The 21,175-nt window shown below is 70.3% G+C and carries 18 protein-coding genes and 1 tRNA gene; 9 read left to right on the forward strand and 10 right to left on the reverse strand.

What is annotated here, in order from left to right; translation table 11 throughout:
• Nucleotides 1-5: 5 nt before the first annotated feature.
• Entirely contained in the window at nt 6-1,652 is a 1,647-nt protein-coding gene (argS, locus tag QEZ54_RS01880; protein WP_281302674.1) for an arginine--tRNA ligase, read from the reverse strand.
• Between the two features lie 86 nt (nt 1,653-1,738).
• Between argS and QEZ54_RS01885 the strand changes: the two genes are divergently transcribed.
• From QEZ54_RS01885 to QEZ54_RS01895, 3 genes are all read left to right on the forward strand, one after another.
• A complete protein-coding gene (locus QEZ54_RS01885) occupies nt 1,739-2,527 on the forward strand; it encodes a DUF3105 domain-containing protein (protein ID WP_281302675.1) in 789 nt (262 codons plus the stop codon).
• Nucleotides 2,527-3,153, forward strand: coding sequence for a DUF305 domain-containing protein (locus tag QEZ54_RS01890; protein WP_281302676.1), 627 nt, complete (start codon nt 2,527-2,529; stop codon nt 3,151-3,153). The genes QEZ54_RS01885 and QEZ54_RS01890 overlap by 1 nt, the downstream gene beginning before the upstream one ends.
• A 599-nt stretch (nt 3,154-3,752) precedes the next feature.
• Nucleotides 3,753-3,824: transfer RNA gene (locus QEZ54_RS01895), tRNA-Arg, on the forward strand.
• 316 nt (nt 3,825-4,140) lie between these two features.
• On the opposite strand, the gene QEZ54_RS01900 is transcribed toward QEZ54_RS01895, so the two are convergent.
• The 3 genes from QEZ54_RS01900 to QEZ54_RS01910 all read right to left on the reverse strand — a co-directional run bounded on the left by QEZ54_RS01900 (nt 4,141) and on the right by QEZ54_RS01910 (nt 7,304).
• Nucleotides 4,141-4,998 carry a hypothetical protein gene (locus QEZ54_RS01900; protein ID WP_281302677.1) on the reverse strand — a complete coding sequence of 286 codons (858 nt, stop codon included), beginning with the start codon at nt 4,996-4,998 and terminating at the stop codon, nt 4,141-4,143.
• 535 nt (nt 4,999-5,533) lie between these two features.
• Entirely contained in the window at nt 5,534-6,037 is a 504-nt protein-coding gene (locus tag QEZ54_RS01905) for a hypothetical protein (protein WP_281302678.1), read from the reverse strand.
• A gap of 13 nt (nt 6,038-6,050) precedes the next feature.
• Nucleotides 6,051-7,304, reverse strand: a complete 1,254-nt coding sequence (locus QEZ54_RS01910; RefSeq protein WP_281302679.1) for a hypothetical protein — start codon at nt 7,302-7,304, stop codon at nt 6,051-6,053.
• Between the two features lie 796 nt (nt 7,305-8,100).
• Here QEZ54_RS01910 and QEZ54_RS01915 point away from each other — a divergent pair.
• Both QEZ54_RS01915 and QEZ54_RS01920 read left to right on the forward strand, forming a co-directional pair.
• The gene (locus QEZ54_RS01915) at nt 8,101-8,652 is read left to right on the forward strand and encodes a hypothetical protein (RefSeq protein WP_281302680.1); all 552 of its coding nucleotides are present in this window, start codon (nt 8,101-8,103) and stop codon (nt 8,650-8,652) included.
• Between the two features lie 544 nt (nt 8,653-9,196).
• Complete coding sequence (locus QEZ54_RS01920; RefSeq protein ID WP_281302681.1) at nt 9,197-9,796, forward strand: hypothetical protein; 600 nt, start codon at nt 9,197-9,199, stop codon at nt 9,794-9,796.
• 33 nt (nt 9,797-9,829) lie between these two features.
• Here the strand turns inward: QEZ54_RS01920 and QEZ54_RS01925 are convergent, their stop codons facing one another.
• On the reverse strand, nt 9,830-10,210 hold the full coding sequence (locus tag QEZ54_RS01925; RefSeq protein ID WP_281302682.1) for a hypothetical protein: 381 nt from the start codon (nt 10,208-10,210) through the stop codon (nt 9,830-9,832).
• A 142-nt stretch (nt 10,211-10,352) separates the two neighbouring features.
• On the opposite strand from QEZ54_RS01925, the gene QEZ54_RS01930 reads away from it, so the two are divergent.
• Nucleotides 10,353-11,582 (forward strand): CDP-glycerol glycerophosphotransferase family protein, encoded by a 1,230-nt coding sequence (locus tag QEZ54_RS01930; RefSeq protein WP_281302683.1) that lies wholly within the window; start codon nt 10,353-10,355, stop codon nt 11,580-11,582.
• A 6-nt stretch (nt 11,583-11,588) separates the two neighbouring features.
• On the opposite strand, the gene QEZ54_RS01935 is transcribed toward QEZ54_RS01930, so the two are convergent.
• Both QEZ54_RS01935 and QEZ54_RS01940 read right to left on the reverse strand, forming a co-directional pair.
• Complete coding sequence (locus QEZ54_RS01935; protein WP_281302684.1) at nt 11,589-11,933, reverse strand: hypothetical protein; 345 nt, start codon at nt 11,931-11,933, stop codon at nt 11,589-11,591.
• Nucleotides 11,934-12,026: 93 nt separating this feature from the next.
• The gene (locus QEZ54_RS01940) at nt 12,027-12,371 is read right to left on the reverse strand and encodes a hypothetical protein (RefSeq protein ID WP_281302685.1); all 345 of its coding nucleotides are present in this window, start codon (nt 12,369-12,371) and stop codon (nt 12,027-12,029) included.
• Between the two features lie 126 nt (nt 12,372-12,497).
• On the opposite strand from QEZ54_RS01940, the gene QEZ54_RS01945 reads away from it, so the two are divergent.
• Complete coding sequence (locus QEZ54_RS01945) at nt 12,498-15,287, forward strand: AfsR/SARP family transcriptional regulator (protein WP_281302686.1); 2,790 nt, start codon at nt 12,498-12,500, stop codon at nt 15,285-15,287.
• 3 nt (nt 15,288-15,290) lie between these two features.
• Here the strand turns inward: QEZ54_RS01945 and QEZ54_RS01950 are convergent, their stop codons facing one another.
• Nucleotides 15,291-16,370, reverse strand: a complete 1,080-nt coding sequence (locus QEZ54_RS01950) for a hypothetical protein (RefSeq protein WP_281302687.1) — start codon at nt 16,368-16,370, stop codon at nt 15,291-15,293.
• A 217-nt stretch (nt 16,371-16,587) separates the two neighbouring features.
• Between QEZ54_RS01950 and QEZ54_RS01955 the strand changes: the two genes are divergently transcribed.
• Both QEZ54_RS01955 and QEZ54_RS01960 read left to right on the forward strand, forming a co-directional pair.
• Complete coding sequence (locus QEZ54_RS01955) at nt 16,588-17,973, forward strand: sigma-70 family RNA polymerase sigma factor (RefSeq protein WP_281302688.1); 1,386 nt, start codon at nt 16,588-16,590, stop codon at nt 17,971-17,973.
• Nucleotides 17,974-18,068: 95 nt separating this feature from the next.
• Nucleotides 18,069-19,499: a glycoside hydrolase family 76 protein gene (locus QEZ54_RS01960; RefSeq protein WP_281302689.1), complete on the forward strand. Its 1,431-nt coding sequence runs from the start codon at nt 18,069-18,071 to the stop codon at nt 19,497-19,499.
• A 66-nt stretch (nt 19,500-19,565) separates the two neighbouring features.
• Here the strand turns inward: QEZ54_RS01960 and QEZ54_RS01965 are convergent, their stop codons facing one another.
• Together QEZ54_RS01965 and QEZ54_RS01970 are read right to left on the reverse strand one after the other, a co-directional pair.
• The gene (locus QEZ54_RS01965) at nt 19,566-20,168 is read right to left on the reverse strand and encodes a class I SAM-dependent methyltransferase (RefSeq protein WP_281302690.1); all 603 of its coding nucleotides are present in this window, start codon (nt 20,166-20,168) and stop codon (nt 19,566-19,568) included.
• Nucleotides 20,169-20,188: 20 nt separating this feature from the next.
• The gene (locus tag QEZ54_RS01970; protein ID WP_281302691.1) at nt 20,189-21,082 is read right to left on the reverse strand and encodes an NAD-dependent epimerase/dehydratase family protein; all 894 of its coding nucleotides are present in this window, start codon (nt 21,080-21,082) and stop codon (nt 20,189-20,191) included.
• Nucleotides 21,083-21,175 lie beyond the last annotated feature (93 nt).

Here is a 21,175-nt window from a genome sequence, read left to right on the forward strand (position 1 = left end):
TGCCGTCACATCCGTTCGGGGGCGGTCACGCCGAGCAGCCCGAGGCCGTTGGCGATGACGGTGCGGGTGGCGTCGTTGAGCCAGAGCCGGGCCACGTTGACAGGCTCGATGGGCGCGTCCCCCATCGGGGTGACGCGGCAGTCGTCGTAGAAGCGGTGGTACGCCCGCGCCACGTTCTTCTCGAGGTAGTGCGCGATGTGGTGCGGTTCGCGCCGCTCGGCGGCGTGGGCGACCACGCCCGGGAAGTCGCCGAGCGCCTTGATCAGCTCCAGCTCCTTCGGGTGCGCCAGCAGCGCCGCGTCGAACTCGGCCGAGTCGCGGGTCAGCCCCAGCTCCGCCGACTGCCGGGCCACCCCGGCGGTACGCGCGGCGACGTACTGCACGTAGTAGATCGGGTTCTCGTTCGACGCCCGGGTCCACAGGTCCACGTCGATGTCGATGGGCGAGTCGATGCTGTAGCGGCCCAGCGCGTACCGCGAGGCGTCCACGCCGATCGCCTCGACCAGGTCCTCCATCGTCACCACGGTGCCGGCGCGCTTGCTCATCCGCACCGGGGCGCCGTCCTTGACCAGGTTCACCAGCTGGCCGATCAGGATCTCCAGGTTGCGGTCCGGGTCGTCGCCGAAGCAGGCCGACATGGCCCGCATCCGGCCCACGTAGCCGTGGTGGTCGGCGCCCAGCATCATCACGACCAGGTCCGCGCCGCGCTCGCGCTTGTCCAGGTAGTAGGCGCAGTCGGCGGCGAAGTAGGTCCAGTCGCCGTCGCTCTTGCGCAGCACCCGGTCCTTGTCGTCGCCGAAGTCGGTGGTGCGCAGCCAGGTCGCGCCCTCGGACTCGTACACGTGGCCCTGCTCGCGCAGCCGGGCCAGCGCCAGGTCCAGCTCGCCCTTGTCGTGCAGGTCCTTCTCGTTGAAGTACACGTCGAAAGTCGTGCCGAACTCGGCCAGCGACGACTTGATCTGCGCGAACATCAGCTCGACGCCCTCGACCCGGAACGTCTCCACGTCGTCGGCGGCCGGGTTCTTCGCCCGCACCGCCGCCGCGATCTCGGCGATGTACGCGCCGCCGTACCCGTCCTCGGGGGTGGCCTCGCCCCGGGCCGCGGCCAGCAGCGACCGGGCGAACCGGTCGATCTGCGCCCCGGCGTCGTTGAAGTAATACTCCGTGGTGACCTGGGCGCCGGCCGCCTTCAGCAGCCGGGCCAGCGCGTCGCCGACCGCGGCCCAGCGCACCCCGCCGAGGTGGATCGGGCCGGTCGGGTTCGCCGACACGAACTCCAGGTTCAGCTTCTGCCCGGCCAGCGCGGTGCCCCGCCCGTACTCACCCCCCTGGGTGACCACCAGCCGGGCCAGCTCACCGGCGGCCGCGGCGTCGACCCGGATGTTCAGGAAGCCCGGCCCGGCGATCTCCACCGAAGCGATGCCTGTGACTTTGCTGAGTTCCTCGGCGAGGGCCCCCGCCAGCTCGCGGGGGTTCGCGCCGACCTTCTTGGCGACCTGAAGTGCCAGGTTGGTGGCGTAGTCTCCGTGCTCCGGATTGCGCGGGCGCTCCACCGTCGCCACCGTCGGCAGCGCCGACAGATCGAGCTCACGGGCCGTGAAAACGGCCCTGGCGGCGGCGAGAACAGCGTCGGCAAGATTCGCGGGAGTCACCCGGCCATGCTAACCGGGTAGACTTCGGCCCTCTGCGTCCCACCACATGGCGGGCGCGCCCACCCCTCGATGTGACGGACACCACGATGAGCATCAGCACGCAGGGCGGCGAGCAGCACCGCCCCAACGTTGTGAAGGTCGGCGGCAAGCCCGGCGCCAAGCCCGGCGAGAAGACCCCGGCCGGTGCGAAGACCCCGCCCAAGGGCCCGAAGGGCAAGCCGATCACGCCCATCAAGGTCAACCAGGGCCGCAACTGGGGCCCGATCGCCATGTTCACCGCCGTCGGCGTGCTCGCCGCGGGCATCATCGGCTACGGCGCCTGGCAGGCCTTCAAGCCCCCGTTCGACTGGGAGGGCGCCGCCAAGGCGATCCCGGGCATCGTCGACTACCGCGAGACCAACGCGGCCGACCTGACCCGCACCCACGCGTACGGCACGCAGACCTACAAGCAGAGCCCGCCCGTCGGCGGCAACCACAACGAGGTCTGGCAGCAGTGCATGGGCAACGTCTACGACGCGCCCATCCCGAACGAGCACGCCGTGCACGCGCTGGAGCACGGGGCCGTGTGGGTCGCGTACCGCAGTGACCTGCCCGCCGACCAGGTGGCCAAGCTCGCCGCCAAGGTCACGGGCAAGGAGTACATGCTCATGAGCCCGATCGAGAAGCTCGACAAGCCGATCTCGCTCCAGGCGTGGGGCTTCCAGCTGAAGCTCGACAGCGCCGACGACAAGCGCATCGACGACTTCATCACCGACCTGCGCATCAACGCCACGCAGGAGCCCGGCGCGGTCTGCTCCAACGGCAACACCGCCACCGGTGTCACGCCGCTGACACAGGAGCAGGTGCAGCAGATGATGCAGGGCGCGAACGGCTGATGACCGAGGAGACGACCAGCCCGAGCCGCTGGCGGCAGGTCGGCATCGCCGGGCTGGTCGCCCTCCTGCTCGGCGTCGCCATCGGCTTCGTCGGCACCCACCTGGTGCAGCGCTCCGGCCTGCCCGCCGACGACTCGGCTGCGGCCGGGTTCGCCCGCGACATGTCCTCCCATCACGCCCAGGCCGTGGCCATGGGCATGATCGCGGCGGACCGGGCGGCCTCGCCGGCGGTGCGCTCGCTCGGCGGCGACATCGCGATGACCCAGCAGGCGCAGATCGGCATGATGCGCCAGTGGCTGCGGGACTGGAAGCTCAACGTCAACTCGCCCGCCAAGCCGATGGCCTGGATGCCCGACGGCGACAGCGCCGTCCAGGGCAACCTGATGCCCGGCATGGCCACGCCGGAGGAGATGACGGCGCTGGAGAAGGCGACCGGGCCCGAGGTCGACCGGCTGTTCCTCCAGATGATGATCAAGCATCATCTGGGCGGGATTCACATGGTCGACGCGGTGCTCTCGGAGACCGACCAGGGCGATGTCACGTGGCTGGCCGGGACGATGAAGAGCGGGCAGCAGGGCGAGATCGCCGCCATGCAGTCACTGCAGAAGACGCTCGGCTTCAGCTGAGCGGATCTTTCGAGAAGCCCCGCCGGGCCTGGTTCGGTGGGGCTTCTTCAGCGGTATGGCCGGAGTCGGGCTTCCGGATACGGGCGGGCGACGCCCGCTGCCGCCCGGGTGGCGCTCGGCGTGCTGGGCGTCGCACGCTTGACGCGATGGTCGTGCGGCTGGCGGCTGGCGGAGATCGCCGTCTGCGGTCACTAACTCGGCTGTCCCCTTCTTGATCGCCGTCTGCGGTCACAACCCGGGCCGATAGCCGACGCGTCGACCGCCAATGCCGATCAAGGAGCTGAACCCGGTCGAAGATCGCCACTGGCGGTCGAACTCCTGCACAGGATCTCGACCGAACCCAACTTCCGACCGGAGACGGCGATCACCGACAACGGCAGGTGCCGAAGATCGCCGCGAACGGTCAGAACACTGCACAACCCCCAGAGCTCTTGGCCGCCTCCGCGCAGCTGCCCGGGAAGGTGCACGTACCTGCGGCCGCGAACCGGCCTTGGGCGGGGTGCGGGCGCTAAGGAGGGTGGGTTGGCGTGACCGCGACACGGGCCGGATACCGATTCGGCACCGGCCGGTCGGCCCTGCTACTCTTTGTCGGTCGCTGAGCCCCCGTAGCTCAGGGGATAGAGCACCGCCCTCCGGAGGCGGGGGCGCAGGTTCGAATCCTGCCGGGGGCACTTCTAACCTATGATTTCACCCCTAATCCGTGCTGCTAGCAGGCTGTTTATCGGCCCGGGCGCACGTTCCCCAGCGAAATGGTCGGGGTTCCCGGCGAAGAGGAAAAGCGCTCGCTCGGGTTCAGCGAGCCGCCGTCCTCGATGCGCTCATGTAGGCCGCAGCTGATCACGGGCGGTTCTGCCAGGCGAAGTGGGACGTTATCCGGGTCTTCGAATCCACGAAATCGACAGCTTCGCCACAGGGCGGGCCGGCATCGGCGAGCGTGACGATGCCTGACCCTGCGATACGGGTCGCGGGCCAGGCATCGTCGATCCGTCAGCTTCCGCAGATGCCATAGGCGGTGAGACTCCAGTCGCCGGCGTACCCGCCGATGATCTCATCGGCCCAGGCTGCGACCTGGTCATTGCCGATGGTGTTGATGCCGCTGAGCAGCACGTTGCCGTTGCCGGCGTTCACCGCCACACCAGTGCCGTAGAGCGCTTTGCCGGCCGGGCAGCTGGCGGACGCCGTCTTGTGCGAGTCGCTGTCGCTCAGCGTCGAAAACGCGACCCGCTGCAGCCCTGCCGGGGTGTCGGCGCAGACCGCGTAGGCGGTGACGTTCCAGTCGTCGTCGTTCGATCCGGTGATCTCCACCCCGCGTACCGTGACGGTCTTCAGGTCAGCGGAGGGGATGACATCCTCCAGGACGACGTTGGAATCTCCCTTGTTGGTCCGGCCGCCCGCCCCGATGACGCTCCGGCCGGTGCCGCAGGTCGGCGTGGTGACGTACTCCTGCTGAACGCCGCCCAGCTGGGAAACGATCTCCCAGCCGGTCGGTTTCGGGACGCAGATGGCGACCGCCGTGTGCAGCCAGGACGGCTCGGAGTCGTCGATCCGGTGGGTTCTCACCCAGTACTTGTTTTCGAAGGTGGGTTGCAGCCGGTCCAGCGCCACGTGACCGAGGGGTGCGCCCGGGGCGGTGAGGTATCCGCCGCCGCCGGCCACTGCGGTGCCGGCGGGACATGTGGCGGGCATTTCCAGGCGGTCTCCGAAGCTCGGGTTGGAGGTCAATTTGACGATCACCTGCCCGGCCGGATCCGCCGCGGCGGGTGAGGCCGCGGTGAGCAAAACGAACGATGCGGACACGACGACCGCCGTGGCGGCTGCGATACGAGTCCGTAGGCGCAGGGTCATGTTTTTCTCCGTCCTGTTTGGGCCTTCCAGGATTCGGTGGCGACGAGCCGAGAGGCGAGAAACCTGAACGCCGGTGAACGGCGCGATTGAACGTCGTTGAACACGCCCGCTGAGGGCTGCGGCGCCGAAGATCCAGCCACCTACCGCGCATACTCAAGTAGCCGAATGTGTCCAGAACAGGCTTCGCTGGAATTGGCCCGCCTGCTGCGCGAGCTGCGCCGACGCGAGGCACGGCGCGGTTCGAGCCGTCGAGGTGCCAGCCCAACTGCGCCGCCGAGATCCCGGCGGATGTCGTCGCCATGCTCGGCCTGTACCGGTCGGCTCCGCACCCGTCGCCGGCCGCACCCGGGCGACGCTCTCACGCTGTCGCGTCGGGTGCTGGGAGCGGACCGGGTCGCCGCCGAGCCGATCGCCGCGACATCGGCTCACCGAGCTGTGCGACGAGATGCCGCTGGCCTTGCGGATTGCTGAAGCAAAGCTTGCCGGCCCGCCCGCGTGGCCGGATCGCCGCCTTCAACGTGGCGGTCTCCGGACTTCAAGCGCAGTCGGTGGGCTGCGGAGAGCACACTCTCAGGCCGTGCGGCGCCGTGGCGCGATACTCGCGGCCCTCGGTTTCGTAGACCAGGTCATACGACGGCATGGTCCAGCGGCCCTGCTTCACGACCTCCACCATGAACATCACCTGATACCAGGTGTTGGCTCGCAGCGTGGCCCCGTCGACCGGCGTGAAGGTGTCGCCCGCCTGGTTGGGCGGAGGGAATCCGGTCGCGAGGCCTGAGGTCTCCTGCACGTCGGTCAGGTCCACCACGTAGATCGCCTTCACGACGAGCCCATCGGGCGGATCAGCGATGACGTCGACGAGCCGGATCGGGCTGTCCGTCGGGTTGCGGATCTTCGAGCTGCCGAACGACAGGACACTGCCGACGTCCCAGCTCCCGTATGACGTCGTGCGGTCCTGCCCCGTCATGAGCGGACCGTCGGTGGCGAGCATCTGGCAGCCCGCGATCCACAGGATGACGGCGGCCAGGGCCGCCGCCATCGTCGATCTCAGCCTAGTAGGTGTAGATGACACTGGCGTAGGCCGGATACGCGTTTCCGCCACAGATGTAAATCCAGTTCCGCTTTGCCTCCCACGTCATGTCGACGCGGCTGGAATAGCCGCTCGTCACACCGAGATTGACGAAGGGGAAGCTGACGCCGATGCCGAACTTGGCAGCTCGTGCCGAGTTCTTCGTGAACCCTTGGCCGATCTGATATCTCTCCCGGTAGTTTATCTGCGGCGAATCGTTGCAGTCGTACTGCGACACGTCGTGGTTAGTCTGGATTCCGCTGCCCTCCCACCTGCTGGCCTTGACGAAGGAGTCACCGGCGTAGTCGCAGAATCCGACTCCCGCGTCTGCCAGATAACCGTGGTCGTAACGGAAGTTCGTCGAGATGTACTTGCCGTAGTTCGTGCTGACGTTCCCGAATATCGAGCTGCCGTAGGACGTGCCTATGTGCGCAGTGCCGCCGATCGACCAGCTGCTGCCGCTGTAATTGACGCCGATCTCCACATCACTGTCGGCGGTGCCGCCGTAGTCCCAGCGCGAGTCGGCGTCTGCGGTGTTGTGGAACTCCAGCACGTTCGTGTACTTGTAGTCGTAGTACTGATGCACGTACAGGCAGCTGGACAGTGATGCGGCGACGGTGTTCGCGTCGTGCTTCCGTTCGAGCAGCCTTGGGTTCGTGCCGTACTTCTCCTGCCCGGTCGACACGTCCTTGGCGAAGACGGTCCGGTGCACATCCTTCGGCGACATGCCCGGCCGCTCGTCCCCGTGGTCGACCCACCTGCGCCCGTCCCAGCGCCGGGAGACGCCTTCGAGGAGGTAGTGCGCGCCGTGCGACGTGGCGGCCAGGAAATTGACCCAGCCGTCGTTGCGAGCCGCGTCGTCCAGCATCGCCGTGCTCGGTGCGGCCCCGATCGCGTATCGCCCGTCCCGGTCGGCCAGCGCCGCGCCCACCGCGGTCAGCGATCGCGGCTCGCCGGGTTTGACGCCCCTGGGATCGCCCTCGTCGTAGGCATCGGACGGCCACCACATCAGCTCGACGTAGGCACCCCCGAGCTTCTTCACGCTCGAAAGCGTCGAGGGATCCATGTTCCTGCTGATGGTCTGGTAGCTGGCGGTGGCGCTGACCACCTGACCGGTGATGACGACGTCGTCCACCCCGGCGGCGCCGCTCGCCGCGGGAATGCCGACGAGCAGTCCGGCGGCCATCGTCAGGCCGGTCAGGCTGCTGAGACCGTATCGTCGCTGCGGCGCTAGCATGTTCCTTGTTCTCACCTGTTCTCCTCTGACGGGGCATTAGTGGGAACACGCTGCCCGCGGTTGCACCCGCGGGCCGCCCCCATTCAGCGACCGTAACCGACCGGCGCTCGCGCTCCATACCGTTTGATCAGCGCAGAAATCACAACGTTTCCAGATCGCTACCCTGAGTGAAGAGTGTCCACAAACATCGACTTTGACAAATACTCCAGTCGTGCATCGATCGCCGCGCCCAAATCAGAAGCAGGTCACTGTATGTAAGTATAACGATTTTATAACGTAATGTGACTGGTAAACCACAGGTCCTGACCATGGCCGCCGCAGGAGGAGCCTGCCCAGGCAGGCCGCCGCGACAGCAGGCCAACGCATCGCCCGCCATACAGTCGACTAAGTCTATCCGATCAATGATGTGATTCGAAATTTCGCCGCACGCCGACCCCGCGCCCCTGGGTCCCGTCTCGCGGATCATGTCCGTCGGGTACGGCGTGTAGCCAGTCCAAGGCCCGCGGTACGCGGCGCAGTCGAAGTTCGATGGTGCCCAGAAAAGACCAGTTCAATAGATAGATGCTGATTTACTGTCGGGCTCGGGCGATGGCGACCGACTCATCGCACGACGGTGCCACCGCCCGAAACCTCTGCCGAAATCCGTCGTTGAGTCGATATCAGCCGATCTTGGAATCGGGTTGAAGGCCACCGAGGAAATGCGCGCATGGTTATTGATTGCGCAGGCGCTGGAGAAGCCGAATCCCGTTTCTGCCGTCGGTGACATGCCACTTCACCGGAAGAGGGGATCACGACATTGTCTCGTCAAGACACGACTGCGCTGAAACAGAACATCTCTTACAACGGCTCCGCACCGACCTACGCCGAGGCCCGGCGCATCAGTGCGCTGACGGCCACGACCGTCACGCTGAAGGTCGTGCCACTCGATCCGCCGCAGGACGTGCCGTCTGGGCTGGAGGGCTGTCGGCCGGTGCTGCAGTACGGCGGCTCGGACGGCAAGTCGGGCCGGCCCGGGCAGATCCTGTGGGTAAGGGACGCGGATATCGTCGATGACATGCCGGCCGCCGCGGAGGACACCGCAGGGCGACAGGTACACGAGTACCGGCTTCGCCCGGAAGCGACGATCGTCGTCGAGTCGCTTGTCCGCGTCAAGGCCTCCGCACTCGGCAACAACAATCTCGTTCTCGTCCCGATCAGCTCCCCGGACGGCGGAGTCTTCCGTGAGGCCGCGGTCTCCGGGGTCTATCTCGGCCAGACCTGCTCTGGCGGTGTCACCTACGACCGGTACAAGTGTGTTGACGAGACCGGCTTCGAGTACGAGGTCCAGGTCGCTGTGGGCAGCTGCTGACCGAGCGGACTCCCTGCATAGCCGACTGCCCGCACCCTTTCCGCCGCGAGAAGCCGCCGACCTGGCCCACCCAGGCCGGCGGCTTCTCGCGATTCCTGGGGCCGACGCCATGAGGTGCACAGGCCGACCTGATCCATGCCTCAGACTTCAGTCTCGCGTCATCGATGTCGTCCGGGCGATGGCGTTCGCGACCAGCGCCGCGACGCGAGATGCCCCCAGACGGCCGCCTTCCGCGGAAATCGCAGGCCCTTGGCGAGCACGATCGGCGCCAGCACCGCGAACCCCGGCGCCAGACGTACGAAGACCAGCTGAACCGGGCTGAAGCCGCGCCGCCCGACCTTGATCCAAAGAAAACCGGATCCCTAGATCAACGCCAGGGTCAACAGCCGGACTGCACTGGCGCGAGGCAGCAGTAGATCCTCGCTTCGGCGATGGCGGTCCGCAAGCGCGCCTCACACCCGGCAGCAGCCGATGCGGAGGAATGGCCTTGCCCGGTGCGGTCCCGATCACTAGCGTCCACTGGTCGTCGACACCGGGGGTACACATGACCGACCTTCCCACCAGACCCGTCGTGCTCGCGTCGAGGCTGATCCTCGCCCTGGCCGCGGTCGCCCTCACCGACCTCGCCGTCTCAGCGTTCAGCGCGGCCTGGATCGCCGACGAGGGCCCACGCTTCCTCGCCTCCCCGCTCGCGCGCGAGTTCTACGAGCCGGAGCTGCTGGTCGAGAACGTCACCCGTAACCTGCACTGGCACGCCGTGACCGGCGCGGTCCTAGCGGCGGTCTTCGGTGCACTGGGCATCCTCGTACGCCGCGAGCAGACGACCTTCCGCAACCTCATCTGGGCGGGCGGCTTCGCGGCCGTCTACTGGCTGTCCTGCGGCGTCGGCGTGAGCACCGACTACGCGAGCCCCAAGGACAGTCTCGCCCCGCAGTGGTCGACCACCGACCTCGGCCTCATACCCCCGTGGTACACCGACCTGCGCAGCGTGCTGACCTCCGCCGAGCTGGCCCTGCTGCTCCTCGGCTGCCTGCAGCTGCTGCGGCACGGCGCCTGGGAGTACTACCGGAGGCAGACGTCCGAGGTCAGCCTGGGCGAGCTGTACCGCCGGCGGCAGGAGCGGCTGAAACGGGAGCAGGCCTGACCCGCACGCCGCGGTCGAACCGGATCCGGCGGCTCACTCCCCTGCCGCCGCGCTCTGGCCTTGGGAACGCTCGTACTGCTCGGCGGTCGCCTGGCGTTGGGCCAGTACTGCCTGGTATTCGGACTGGCGGGGGTCCTCGGCCGCGGCGCGCGCCACGGCGAGTACGGCGGCCCGCTCCGGAGCACCTGTCCGCCGCCAGATCTCGTGCTCCCGCAGGATCCATCCGAAGATCCCGGCCGCACACGTGATCAGGAACAGCGCGAACGAGAGGACGCTCAGCCACTGCAGGGCCGGTGCCAGCGCCTGCGAGTCGCGGTCGAGGTTCCCCGTCGCGACCAGCGCGAGAATGCCGGTGACCAGCGAACCGGCGGCGAGTCCGTACAGCCGGACCGTCTGGGTGGGGTGAGGCGCCATCACAAGCACCGGAGCCTGCCACACCCGGTCCAGCTTCGCAGGGGCACCACCTGGAAAACCTGGCCTTCTCGCGTACGGCGACGAGCTGATACCTTCTGTTCACTCTGGTGCGTTAGGGGTCGGCATGTCGGGGGTCAGTCCGTTGCGAAGCGTCCTTCCGAAGCTGCGCCGACTGGTCCGCCAGGCGTTCCGCGCGGTCAAGTACCTCTGCTACCGGCTCTTCCTGCTGCTGCCGATCGACCCGTACCTGGCCGTCTACACGGCGTACTGGGGTCGGGGCTACCGGTGCAACCCGGCCGCGATCTACGAGAAGGCCCGGGACGTGGCGCCGCGTGTGCGCGGGGTCTGGGTCGTCACGAAGGAGGCGGCCGCGACGATGCCGCCCGACGTGTCGTACGTCGTGGAGGAGACGCTCCAGTACTTCTGGATCATGGCCCGGGGCGCCTTCTTCATCGGGAACGTCAACTTCGCCGACTACGTGGTCAAGCGGCGCGGCAGCGTGCACGTGCAGACCCACCACGGCACCCCGCTCAAGCTCATGGGCGTGGACAGTTTCGTGCACGCCGGCCGCAAGGGCGAGGGCGGCGACGAGCTGCTGCGCCGGGTGAGCCGCTGGGACTTCAGCATCGCCGCCAACCGGCACTCGACCGAGGCGTGGAGCACGGCCTACCCGGGGACCTTCGAGTCGCTCGAAGTGGGGTATCCGCGCAATGACATCCTGGTCAACGCCGCGCCCGAGCACGGCGAGCGGGTCCGCGCCGCGCTCGGCGTCGCGCCCGGCCAGCGGGTGCTCCTCTACACCCCGACCCACCGGGGCAGCACCGCCAACCGCTTCGCGGGCCACCTCGACGTCGCCGCCCTGGCCGAGGCGCTGGGCCCGGAGACCACGATCCTGCTGCGTACGCACTACTTCTACGAGCCTGCGGCCCAGCGGTCGGGCACCGGCTCCGCCCAGGTCGTCGACGTCACCGCGTACCCGGTGGTGGAGGACCTGTACCTGGCCGCCGACGTCCTGATCACCGACTACTCCTCGACGATGTTCGACTACGCGATCCTGGACCGGCCCATCGTCGTGTTCGCCTCGGACTGGGAGCAGTACCGCACCAAGCGGGGCGTGTACTTCGACGTCTTCGACCAGTCCCCCGGCGTCGTGGTGACCACCCAGGCCGAGCTGGTCGAGCGCTTCCTGGCCGGTACGGTCGACGACGAGGCGGCCCGGCGGGCCCGCACCTCGTTCCGCAACCGGTTCTGCGCGCTGGAGGACGGCCGCGCCAGCGAGCGGGTCGTGCGCCGGGTGCTGCTGGGCGAGCGGACCGCCCCCGCCGCGCAGCCCGTCCCGGCGGCCGTCGCACCGCTCGCCGCCCGGCGCTGACCGGCGTCAGGTCCGCGGCGCGGCCGTGGCCATCAGCCGGTATGCCAACAGGGACAGCACGCCGGGAAGCACCCCGACCAGGCCGACTATGCCCGCGGCCAGCAGCGCGGGGGCGGCCCGGCGACCGCGCAGGAACCTGATCGTGCCCACCAGTGCGAGCACCCCCGAGATGAGCATGGCGGCGGCGAGCACGAAGCCGAGCGGCTCGGTGGTGGAGTCCACTAGCGTCTCCACACCGTCGACCACGTTCAGGACCTCGGTGCCGGTGGGGAAGCGCCCGATCGAGTAGAACGCGGTGAAGCTGGCGAGGAAGCCCAGGGTGATGGTCACCTTGCGGCGATCGAAGGTCATACCCGTCGATGATGGCAGGGTGTGACAACCGTCTGGAATCCGCCGGGGCCCGCCCTCCGGTCGGAAGGCGGGCCCCGGCGGATTCCAGGTGGATCAGCAGCGGACGTAGCTGCCGTGGTCGTTCATGTGGTCGTCGAAGACCCAGCCGTACGTCTCCGTGCCGGCGATGCGCACGTGCGTCCAGGTGTTGCCGGACTCGTTGGTGACGAAGCAGTGGTAGTACAGCAGCACGCTGGCACCGACGGTCCGCACCGTGCCGCACGACTCGTGCGGGCCGCTGCGGATGGGCGAGGAGTCGAGCGTGTAGCCGGACTGATCGTCCTTGTTGGACCAGGAGTGGCTGCCGCAGTTGGCCGAGGCCGGTGCCGCCACCGAGGCGACCACACCAGCTGCCACCAGCGGAATCGTCGCCACGGCGGAGAGAAGTCGACGCTTCATGGAACCTCCCGAGTTCGAGGACCGTCTCTGTCGCGATCGATGCTGCCGGTCGGCCGTGTGCGTAACATGTAGATATTCTTTGGTACTGCTGTATTGCCTGGTGATAAGCGACTGCATGGGGGCTTGGTGAGGTTTCGCGTCCTCGGGCCGGTGGAGGTCAACGACGGTGGGGCATGGCTGTCGGCGGGACCGGCCAAGGCGCGGGCGCTGCTGGCGGCGCTGCTGGTCGACGCGGGCCGGATCGTCCCGGTCGAGCAGCTCTCCGACCGCCTGTGGGGATCGGCGCCGCCCAGGACCGCCGCGAACCAGATCCACGGGTACGTGGCGAGGCTGCGTCGCTGCCTGGCCGACCCCGACGGCAGCGTCCTGATCACCCGGCCGCCCGGTTACCTGCTGGCGCTCGGCCCGGCGGAGCTGGACGCCGACGTTTTCGCGGCCGCCGCCGCGGCGGGCGTGGCGGCGCTGCGCTCCGGCGACCCGTCCCAGGCCTCGGTGCTGCTGGCGCAGGCCCTGTCCCAGTGGCGCGGCGACGCGTACGCCGACGTGCCGCCGATGGCGGCGGTCGCGGCCGAGGCGGGGCGGCTGGCGGAGGAGCGGCTGGCCGCGCTGGAGGCCCGGATCGAGGCGGACCTCATGTGCCACCGCCACGCCGCGCTCATCGGCGAGCTGCAGCAGCTGGTCGAGGAGCACCCGTTCCGGGAACGGCTGTGGCACCACCAGATGCTGGCCCTGTACCGGTGCGGGCGGCAGGCCGACGCGCTCGGCACGTACCAGCGGCTGTGGGCCCTGCTCGACAAGGAGCTCGGGGTGCTGCCCAGCGGGCCGCTGCGCGAGCTGCACCAGCGGATGCTCGCCACCGACCCGGCGCTGGAGGCCTCGGCGCCGCCCCAGGCCGGGCCGGGCACCGCCGCCGTGCCGGGCACCGCTCCGCCGACGATCGTCCCGCGCCAGCTTCCCGTCGGCTGCGCCGCCTTCGTCGGCCGCGACGCGCAGCTGGCGGAGCTGGACGCGCTGGCCGGTCGCGGCGGCGTGCTGGCCGTCATCAGCGGCACCGCCGGGGTGGGCAAGACGACGCTGACGATGCACTGGGCCCACCGCAACGCCGACCGCTTCCCCGACGGCCAGCTGTACGTGAACCTGCGCGGCCACGACCCGGCCCGCCCGGCGACGAGCCCGACCAGCGCCCTATACGGCTTCCTGCAGGCCCTCCTGCCCGCCGGTGCGCGCATCCCGGTCGAGGAGGAGGCGCAGGCCGCCCTCTACCGCAGCCTCACCGCCGGGCGCCGCCTGCTGGTGGTGCTCGACAACGCCCGCGACGCCGGCCAGGTGCGCCCGCTGCTGCCCGCTTCGCCCGGCTGCGTGGTGCTGGTGACCAGCCGCGACCGGATGAACAGCCTGGTGGCGCGGGAGGCGGCGTACGCGCTGAACCTCGACGTGTTCCCCGGCGACGAGGCGCACCGGCTGCTCGTCCACCGGCTCGGGCGGCAGCGGGTGGCGGCCGAGCCGAGCGCCGTGGACAGCCTGGTGCAGCGGTGCGCGGGACTGCCGCTGGCGCTGGCGGTGGTGGTGGCGCACGCGGCCGCCTACCCGTCGTTCTCGCTGGCGGAGCTGGCCGCCGAGCTGGACGGCGACGCCCGCCTGAGCGCGCTGGACGGCGGCGATCCGGCCACCGACGTACGCGCCGCGTTCGCCTGCTCGGTGCGCACGCTGAGCCCGGCCGCCGGGGAGCTGTTCCGGCGGCTGTCGCTGCATCCGGGGCCGGACATCTCGCTGGCCGCGGCGGCCGCCGTCGCCGACCTGCCGCCCGCGGCGGCCCGCGCCCTGCTCGACGAGCTGACCCGGGCGCACCTGCTGGAGCAGCACGCCCCGGGCCGCTTCCTCTACCACGACCTGCTGCGGGACTACGCCGGCGAGCTGGTGCGCGAGCACGACCCGGCGCCGCTGCGGGGTGCGGCGGCGACCCGGTTCCTGGACCACTACCTGGACACGGCGCTGCTCGGGGTGCGGCTGCTCGCGCCGCGGCGGCGACCGCCGGCCCCACGCGACCCCGGTCGGCCGGAGGAGCTGGCCGACGCGGCGCAGGCGCACGCCTGGTTCGCCGCGGAGTACGAGGTGCTGTGCGCGACCCTGCCCGCCGCCGCGGCGTCCGGGCAGGACGGCCATGTCTGGCAGCTCGCCTGGGCCCTCGCGACCTTCCAGGACCGGCAGGGGTACTGGCACGACTGGGTCACGGCGCAGCGGCTGGCGGTCGACGCCGCCGAACGCTCCGGCGCCACGGGCGACCGCGCGCACGCCCGCCGGGGCCTGGGCCGGGCGCTGGCCTGCGCGGGCCGCCACCACGAGGCGATCGAGGCGCTGGAGCACGCGATCGTGCTGCTGGACGGCGACCCGGCCGGGAAGGGCCAGGCCCATCTGGACATCGCGCTGGCGCTGGAGTCGCTGAACCGCTGCGACGAGGCGCTCGGCTGGGCGCTGCGCAGCATCCCGCTGTTCGAGCAGACCGACGACGTCGCCCTGCTCGGCAACGCCCTCAACTGCGCGGGCTGGTACCACGCCCAGGCGGGTGACTACGAGAGCTGCGTGGCCTGCTGCCTGCGCGCGCTGACCCTGCTGCACGGCTCCGACGACCGGCGCGGGCGGGCGGCGACGCTGGACAGCCTCGGCTACGCGTACCTGCGGCTGGAGCGCTTCGAGCTGGCCGCCGAGCGGCTGCGGGAGGCGGTGGAGCTGTTCGGCCAGATCGACGACCGGCACGGCACCGCCGACGCCCTGGACCATCTGGGCGAGTGCCTGGCCGCGACCGGCGAGCAGTCCCGGGCGGCGGACGCGTGGCAGCGGGCGCTGGCCATCCTGGAGGAGCTCGGCCACGAGGACGCGGAGCTGGTCCGCGGCAGGCTGTCCGGCCTGCCGCGGTGACGGTCAGGGGTTGCGCGGGTGGACCTCGCCGGTCGGGTCCGGGTCGATGAAGATGCCGCCCTGGGCGCCGATGAAGTGGTAGCTGACCTGCCGCAGCGGCCACAGGACCCAGTTGCGCTCCGCGGTGGCGATCGGGTGCCCGTCGGCGTGGGCGGCGCTGCCCAGCAGCACCCAGGGGCCGTTCGTCGAGAAGATCGTGGTCGCGTCGCCGCTGGTATCGGCGAGGTCGAGGCCCCGGGGCAGTGCCGCGCGTACGGCGTCGGCGGTCTCGTCGTCGCCGTAGAGGACCGCCCGGAACACGACCACCGCGTCGCTGTCGTCGGTGGTGAACGACGCCCGCACGGTCAGGAAGCAGTTCTCGCTGTTGAGCAGCGCGTCGTCGGGCAGTACGCCGTCGCAGCCGCGCTGGTCGGCCGCGGAGGTCCGGGTGAGCGTGTCGCCGTTCATGGTCAGCACGTCGGGGAATATCTCGGCGGCGTGGACGTAGGTCGGGTAGGTGTTCGCGACGGCCACCGGCAGTGCCGCGGCCATCAGCACCGCGGCCGCGACCCCGGCGAAAAGGTTGAACCGCCGGTTGACCAGTGGAACCTTCGCCGACACCGCCGCGAACGCCAGCAGCACCAGGATGGTGGCGCCGATGCCGCCCAGGGCCCACATGAAGCCGCTGCCGAACTGGTCGGAGCCGGGGCCGGAGATCATGTCGGACATGCTGCGGCGGCGTCCCGGCAGGAACAGCATCGGCAGCGCGCTGGCGACGGCGGCGAGCGCGCCCAGGGCCCGGCGCTCGATCCGCCCGGCCGTCTTCCAGATCAGGGTGACGGTGACCAGCAGCGCCATGGGCAGCGCGATGATCAGCCAGCCCGCCGTGGTCATCCCGACCATGGAGCAGGCGGTCGCCTCGCAGGCGAAGCCGAGCAGCGCCGCGCGGGCAGCGCCCCCGAAGAAGCCGTAGGCGGCGATCACGCCGAGGATGCCCACGATGGCGAGCAGCCCGCCGACCCACCCGGACCGGTTGCCCGGCTTGGCCCTGTCACGGGGCTCCCGCTCGCCGACGTACTCGATCGGGCTGTCCTTCTTCGCCATGATCCGCACCCTACCCAACCCCCGCACCCCTGTCGCGAGGCAGCAGTTTCCGGGAAAGTGTGCGAATAGTGCCCAAGATTCGCGCAGTTTCCCCGAAACTGCACGCCGCCCGCGCCGGCGCGGCCCGGCGCGCGGTCGACAAAAGAAAGGGGGCGGGGTGTAATGGCGGGCGCTGTGGCGGGACCTACTGGCATCACCGCTCTACCAGGAGGCTGTCATGCGGTCGGACACATCGCTGGCCCGGGGCGCGATCGCGGGCGACCGGGACGCCTTCGACCGGCTCTACCGGCAGTACCGGCCGGGGCTGCTCGGCTTCGTCGTCCGCCAGGTCGGCGACGTGCACCTGGCCGAGGACGTGGTGCAGGAGACGTTCCTGGTCGCCTGGCGCGACCTGGACAAGCTGCGCGACCCGGCCGCGTTGAAGACGTGGCTGTTCTCCATCGCGTACCGGCGGGCGATGTCGGCGGCGGGGCGGGTGTCGCCGGGGCCGCTGCCGGAGGAGCTGCTCGCCGACGACGACCGGGGCCGGCGGCCGGAGGCCGCGGCCGAGCAGCGCGAGGCGTACGAGCTGGTCTGGAACGCCGCGCACGCGCTGGAGCCGCGCCAGCGCGCGGTGCTGGAGCTGACGCTGCGCTGGGACCTGTCCAGCCGCGAGGTCGGCGAGGTGCTGGGCGTCGGCCCGACGCACGCGGCGGTGCTGGTGCACCGCTCGCGCAAGGCGCTGGGCAGCGCGGTGCGCACCATGCTGGTGGCGCGGCAGCACGGGCGCTGCGCGGGGCTGGACGCGATCGCGCCGGGTCACCGGCGGTTGAACGCCCGCGAGCGCGGCCGGGTGGACCGGCACATCAACCAGTGCGAGCACTGCCGCCGCCTGCGCACCAAGGTCAGCGCGTACGCGGTGCTGGGGCTGCTGTTCACCGCGGGCATGGCCCGGTCCGGGGGTGGCGCCGGGCGCCGGTGGGCGCTGCGGCTGGCCGGCGTGGTCACGGCCGTGTCGGTGCTGGCCACCGGGGTGTACGCGCTGATGCCGCCGGGCGGCGGCGAGCTGGACGGCGTGGGGGCGCGGCCGCGGGGCGGCGTGGCGGCGTCGCCCGACCCGTCGGCGACGGCCCCGACCGGCGCGTCTCCGTCGAGCTCGGCGGTGCCCTCGGGCTCGCCCTCGGCCGGGCCGTCGGTGTCCGCGTCGGCCTCGGCGTCGCCCAGACCGACGGCGCGGGCGCCGCAGACGCTGGAGGAGCAGATCCTCGTCCTGGTCAACGCCGAGCGCAAGAAGGTCGGCTGCGGCCCGGTGCACGCCGACGCGCGGCTGGCCAAGGCGGCGCGGCTGCACAGCGAGGACATGGCGAAGCGGGACTACTTCTCGCACGACACCCCGGAAGGGGTATCGCCGTGGGACCGGGCCAAGGCGCAGGGGTACACCACGCCGTCGGCGGAGAACATCGCGGCGGGCAACGCGACCGCCAAGGCGACGATGCAGCAGTGGATGAACTCCAAGGGGCACCGCGCCAACATCCTGAACTGCTCGTCGAAGGCGATGGGCGTGGGCCGGGGCACCGGCGGGACATACCGCTACTACTGGACGCAGATGTTCGGCTACCGCTGATCTGGCATATCGAAAACCTTGTATAGCGATGCCGACCGTCTCTACCGTATCCGAGAGAGCGCTCTTTCCCTGATCCGTCCCTTCAGGAGAGAGTCATGCGAAGATTTCGGACCGCCCTGGTGGCGGGGCTGCTGGCGGCCGTGGCGGTGCTCGGCGCGCCGGGTGCGGCGTGGGCCGCGACGATCTGCAACAGGTACTGCGACGCCCGTGACCCCGGCCTGTCGCCGGGCGACCGGCAACCGGTGAGCGCGAGCGTCTGGGGTCGCTCCGTCGTGCTCCACTTCGACGACGCCGACGCCATGGGCTGGGCGAGCATCGCCAACGGCAACCCCGGCGACCAGGTGTGGCTGGACCGTTCCATGAACGGCGGCCGCACCACGGCGGACAGCAGGCTCGGCGACACCGCGATCCCGACCGGCCAGCGCTCCTGGCGGACGCTGATGTACAACGTGGACGACTGGGCCAACCAGGGCGTCGGCGCCCTGCGGGCCTGCGGCAAGGCGGGCGACCGCCCCGAGGTGGCGTGCACGCCCTGGGCGCGTACCACCTGGAACGCGGGCAACCGGGCCACCGCCGCCGCGACGGCGCTGATGATGTCCTACAACCGGGGCACCGGCCTGTTCGACACCACGGGCTGGTGGAACAGCGCCAACGCGCTCACCGCCGTCATCGACGGCATCCGGGTGACCGGCATGCCCAGCTACCGGTACGCCATCGCGAACACCTACGACAAGAACCTCGGGAAGAACCGGGGCAACTTCACCAACGACTACCTCGACGACACCGGGTGGTGGGGGCTGGCCTGGGTCGCCGCGTACGACGCGACCGGCGACAGCCGCTACCTCAACACCGCCCGCTTCGACGCCGACTTCATGAACTCCTACTGGGACGGCACCTGCGGGGGCGGCATCTGGTGGAGCACCGCGCGCACTTACAAGGCCGCCATCGCCAACAGCCTGTTCCTGCAGCTCAACGCCGCGCTGCACAACCGCGTCCCGGGCGACACGGTGTACCTCCAGCGGGCCCGCAGCACCTGGACCTGGATCCAGAACACCGGCCTGGTCAACTCGTCCGGGCTGGTCAACGACGGGATCAGCCTGTCGACCTGCCGCAACAACGGGTCGACGGCGTGGTCGTACAACCAGGGGGTCCTGATCGCGGGGCTGACCGAGCTGAACCGGGCCACCGGGGACGCCGCCCTGCTCACCGCCGCCCGCCGCACCGCCGACGCGGCGACCACGTCCTCGTCACTCAACGTCAACGGCATCCTGCGCGAACCGTGCGAACCCAACTGCGGCGCCGACGGCCCGACCTTCAAGGGCGTCTTCGCGCGGGGCCTGGTCAAGCTGGACCTCGCCCTGCCGGGCCGCCCCTACCTGCCCTACCTGCGCCGCAACGCCGACACCGCGTACGCCGCCGACCGCAACCCGCTCGACGCGTACGGCCTGCGCTGGGCCGGCCCGCTCGACAGCACCGACGCCGCCCGCCAGCAGTCCGCCACCGACCTCCTCAACGCCGCCTGGTGACGGCGTAAGGAAGGGGCCCTTCCCATCGCTTTCCGTAGTGGAAGGGCCCCTTCCCAACCGGTCGGGTCAGGCACGGCGGCAGTGCAGGGACAGCCAGGAGCGGTGGGTCTGGCCGCGCCGGGTCCAGAGCACCTCGAAGTCGACCGACTCCAGCCAGCCGAGCAGCTCCCGCTCGCTGTAGTAGCTGAACCAGCGCGGCGCGCGGCTGTCGTCGTAGTGCGACGGCTCGAAGCCCTCGCCCTCGCCCTCGGCCACCGTCAGCCACATCTGCCCATCCGAGTTCAGCACCCGGGCGAACTCCGCGATCGCGCGCGGGGCCGCCTCGCGCGGCAGGTGCAGCAGCGACGCGATGGCCCAGATCCCGTCCACCGCGCCGTCGGCGAACGGCAGCTCCAGCATGTCGGCCTGGACCAGCCCCGGCACGCCGCCGGAGGCGCGCAGCTGCCCTTCGGACAGGTCCAGCCCGACCACGCGCAGGCCCAGCTCGCGCAGCGCGCGGACGTGGTGCGCGGGGCCGCAGCCGATGTCGGCGACCAGCGCCCCGGGGCGCAGCGCGGCGGCGAAGCGCTCCCGGTCGGGCGCCATGCCGTCGACGCCGCCCAGCTGCTGGGCGTACGCGGAGGCGATGTGGTCGTAGGTGGCGCGGGTGACGGCCTGGGGGTCGGGCATGGCCCTACGGTAGCCGCCGATCAGGCGCGCGGGTGCCGGGCGACGAAGTCGGCGATGTACTCGCTGAGCACGACCTTCGGCTCCCAGCCGAGGCCGCGGGCCTTGGCGTTGTCGGCGCGGCCCTTGGTGCGCTCGCCGGGCAGGGCCGGGATCAGCTCGACCTCGGTGCCGAACAGGTTCGCGACCTCGAGGATCGGCCACTCGCGGCCGGTGCCCAGCAGGTAGCCGTCGCCCTTGCCGCCCTCGGCGGCGGCGAGCACGCCGGCGACGATGTCGGAGATGTGGGTGAAGTCACGGGTCTGGGTGCCGGGCGAGACCACGGTCAGCGGCTTGCCCTCCAGGTACTGGCGCTCGAAGATGCCGATCACGGTGGCGTAGGTGCCGTGGGTGATCTGGCCGGGGCCGTACGCGTTGTAGAAGTACGTGATGACGTAGTCGAGGCCGTACCAGTCGCCGTAGTTCTTGATCAGCTCGACGTTCTTGGCCTTGGTCCACGCGTACGGGTTGAGGTGCTCGTCCTTGCCCTCGTTGCCGAACTTCGAGCTGGACGCGGAGTAGACCAGGCGCGCGCCGTGCTCGGCGCAGAACATGATCACTTCCTTGGTGCCGCGGCTGTTGTACTCCCAGGTGCGGTCGAACTCGGCGAACGACTGCACGATCCGGGCGTACTCACCGAGGTGGAAGACCTGCCGGGGCGAGGCGAAGCCGTGCTCGGCCCAGATCTTGGCGACGTCGATCGTGTTGCCCTCGATGTACGTCACCCGGGCGTCGGCGACCTCGTTGGCCTTGGCGCCGGTGAAGTAGTTGTCGATCGAGACGATGTGGGCGTCCGGGCGGGTGGCCAGCAGTTCGCGGATGAGGTGGCTGCCCACGAAGCCGGCACCGCCGGTCACCAGAAGGATCTCGTTCGACATGGTTCTCAGGCTCCCGCACCGCTCGGCTGCATCAGCTGTCCGCGCCGGCCGCACCGTCAGCCGATCATGAACCGATCTCGCGAGGTGCCTGCC

The sequence above is a fragment of the Catellatospora sp. KI3 genome (genome assembly GCF_029948125.1).
In the GTDB taxonomy this organism is placed as follows: Bacteria; Actinomycetota; Actinomycetes; order Mycobacteriales; family Micromonosporaceae; genus Catellatospora.

Bases quoted from the DNA above. Each gene is read 5' to 3' on its own strand.
- QEZ54_RS01885 (WP_281302675.1), top strand. From the start codon at position 1,739: ATGAGCATCAGCACGCAGGGCGGCGAGCAGCACCGCCCCAACGTTGTG.
- QEZ54_RS01890 (WP_281302676.1), top strand. From the start codon at position 2,527: ATGACCGAGGAGACGACCAGCCCGAGCCGCTGGCGGCAGGTCGGCATC.
- QEZ54_RS01900 (WP_281302677.1), bottom strand. From the start codon at position 4,998: ATGACCCTGCGCCTACGGACTCGTATCGCAGCCGCCACGGCGGTCGTC.
- QEZ54_RS01905 (WP_281302678.1), bottom strand. From the start codon at position 6,037: ATGGCGGCGGCCCTGGCCGCCGTCATCCTGTGGATCGCGGGCTGCCAG.
- QEZ54_RS01910 (WP_281302679.1), bottom strand. From the start codon at position 7,304: ATGCTAGCGCCGCAGCGACGATACGGTCTCAGCAGCCTGACCGGCCTG.
- QEZ54_RS01920 (WP_281302681.1), top strand. From the start codon at position 9,197: ATGACCGACCTTCCCACCAGACCCGTCGTGCTCGCGTCGAGGCTGATC.
- QEZ54_RS01925 (WP_281302682.1), bottom strand. From the start codon at position 10,210: ATGGCGCCTCACCCCACCCAGACGGTCCGGCTGTACGGACTCGCCGCC.
- QEZ54_RS01935 (WP_281302684.1), bottom strand. From the start codon at position 11,933: ATGACCTTCGATCGCCGCAAGGTGACCATCACCCTGGGCTTCCTCGCC.
- QEZ54_RS01940 (WP_281302685.1), bottom strand. From the start codon at position 12,371: ATGAAGCGTCGACTTCTCTCCGCCGTGGCGACGATTCCGCTGGTGGCA.
- QEZ54_RS01950 (WP_281302687.1), bottom strand. From the start codon at position 16,370: ATGGCGAAGAAGGACAGCCCGATCGAGTACGTCGGCGAGCGGGAGCCC.
- QEZ54_RS01955 (WP_281302688.1), top strand. From the start codon at position 16,588: ATGCGGTCGGACACATCGCTGGCCCGGGGCGCGATCGCGGGCGACCGG.
- QEZ54_RS01960 (WP_281302689.1), top strand. From the start codon at position 18,069: ATGCGAAGATTTCGGACCGCCCTGGTGGCGGGGCTGCTGGCGGCCGTG.
- QEZ54_RS01965 (WP_281302690.1), bottom strand. From the start codon at position 20,168: ATGCCCGACCCCCAGGCCGTCACCCGCGCCACCTACGACCACATCGCC.
- QEZ54_RS01970 (WP_281302691.1), bottom strand. From the start codon at position 21,082: ATGTCGAACGAGATCCTTCTGGTGACCGGCGGTGCCGGCTTCGTGGGC.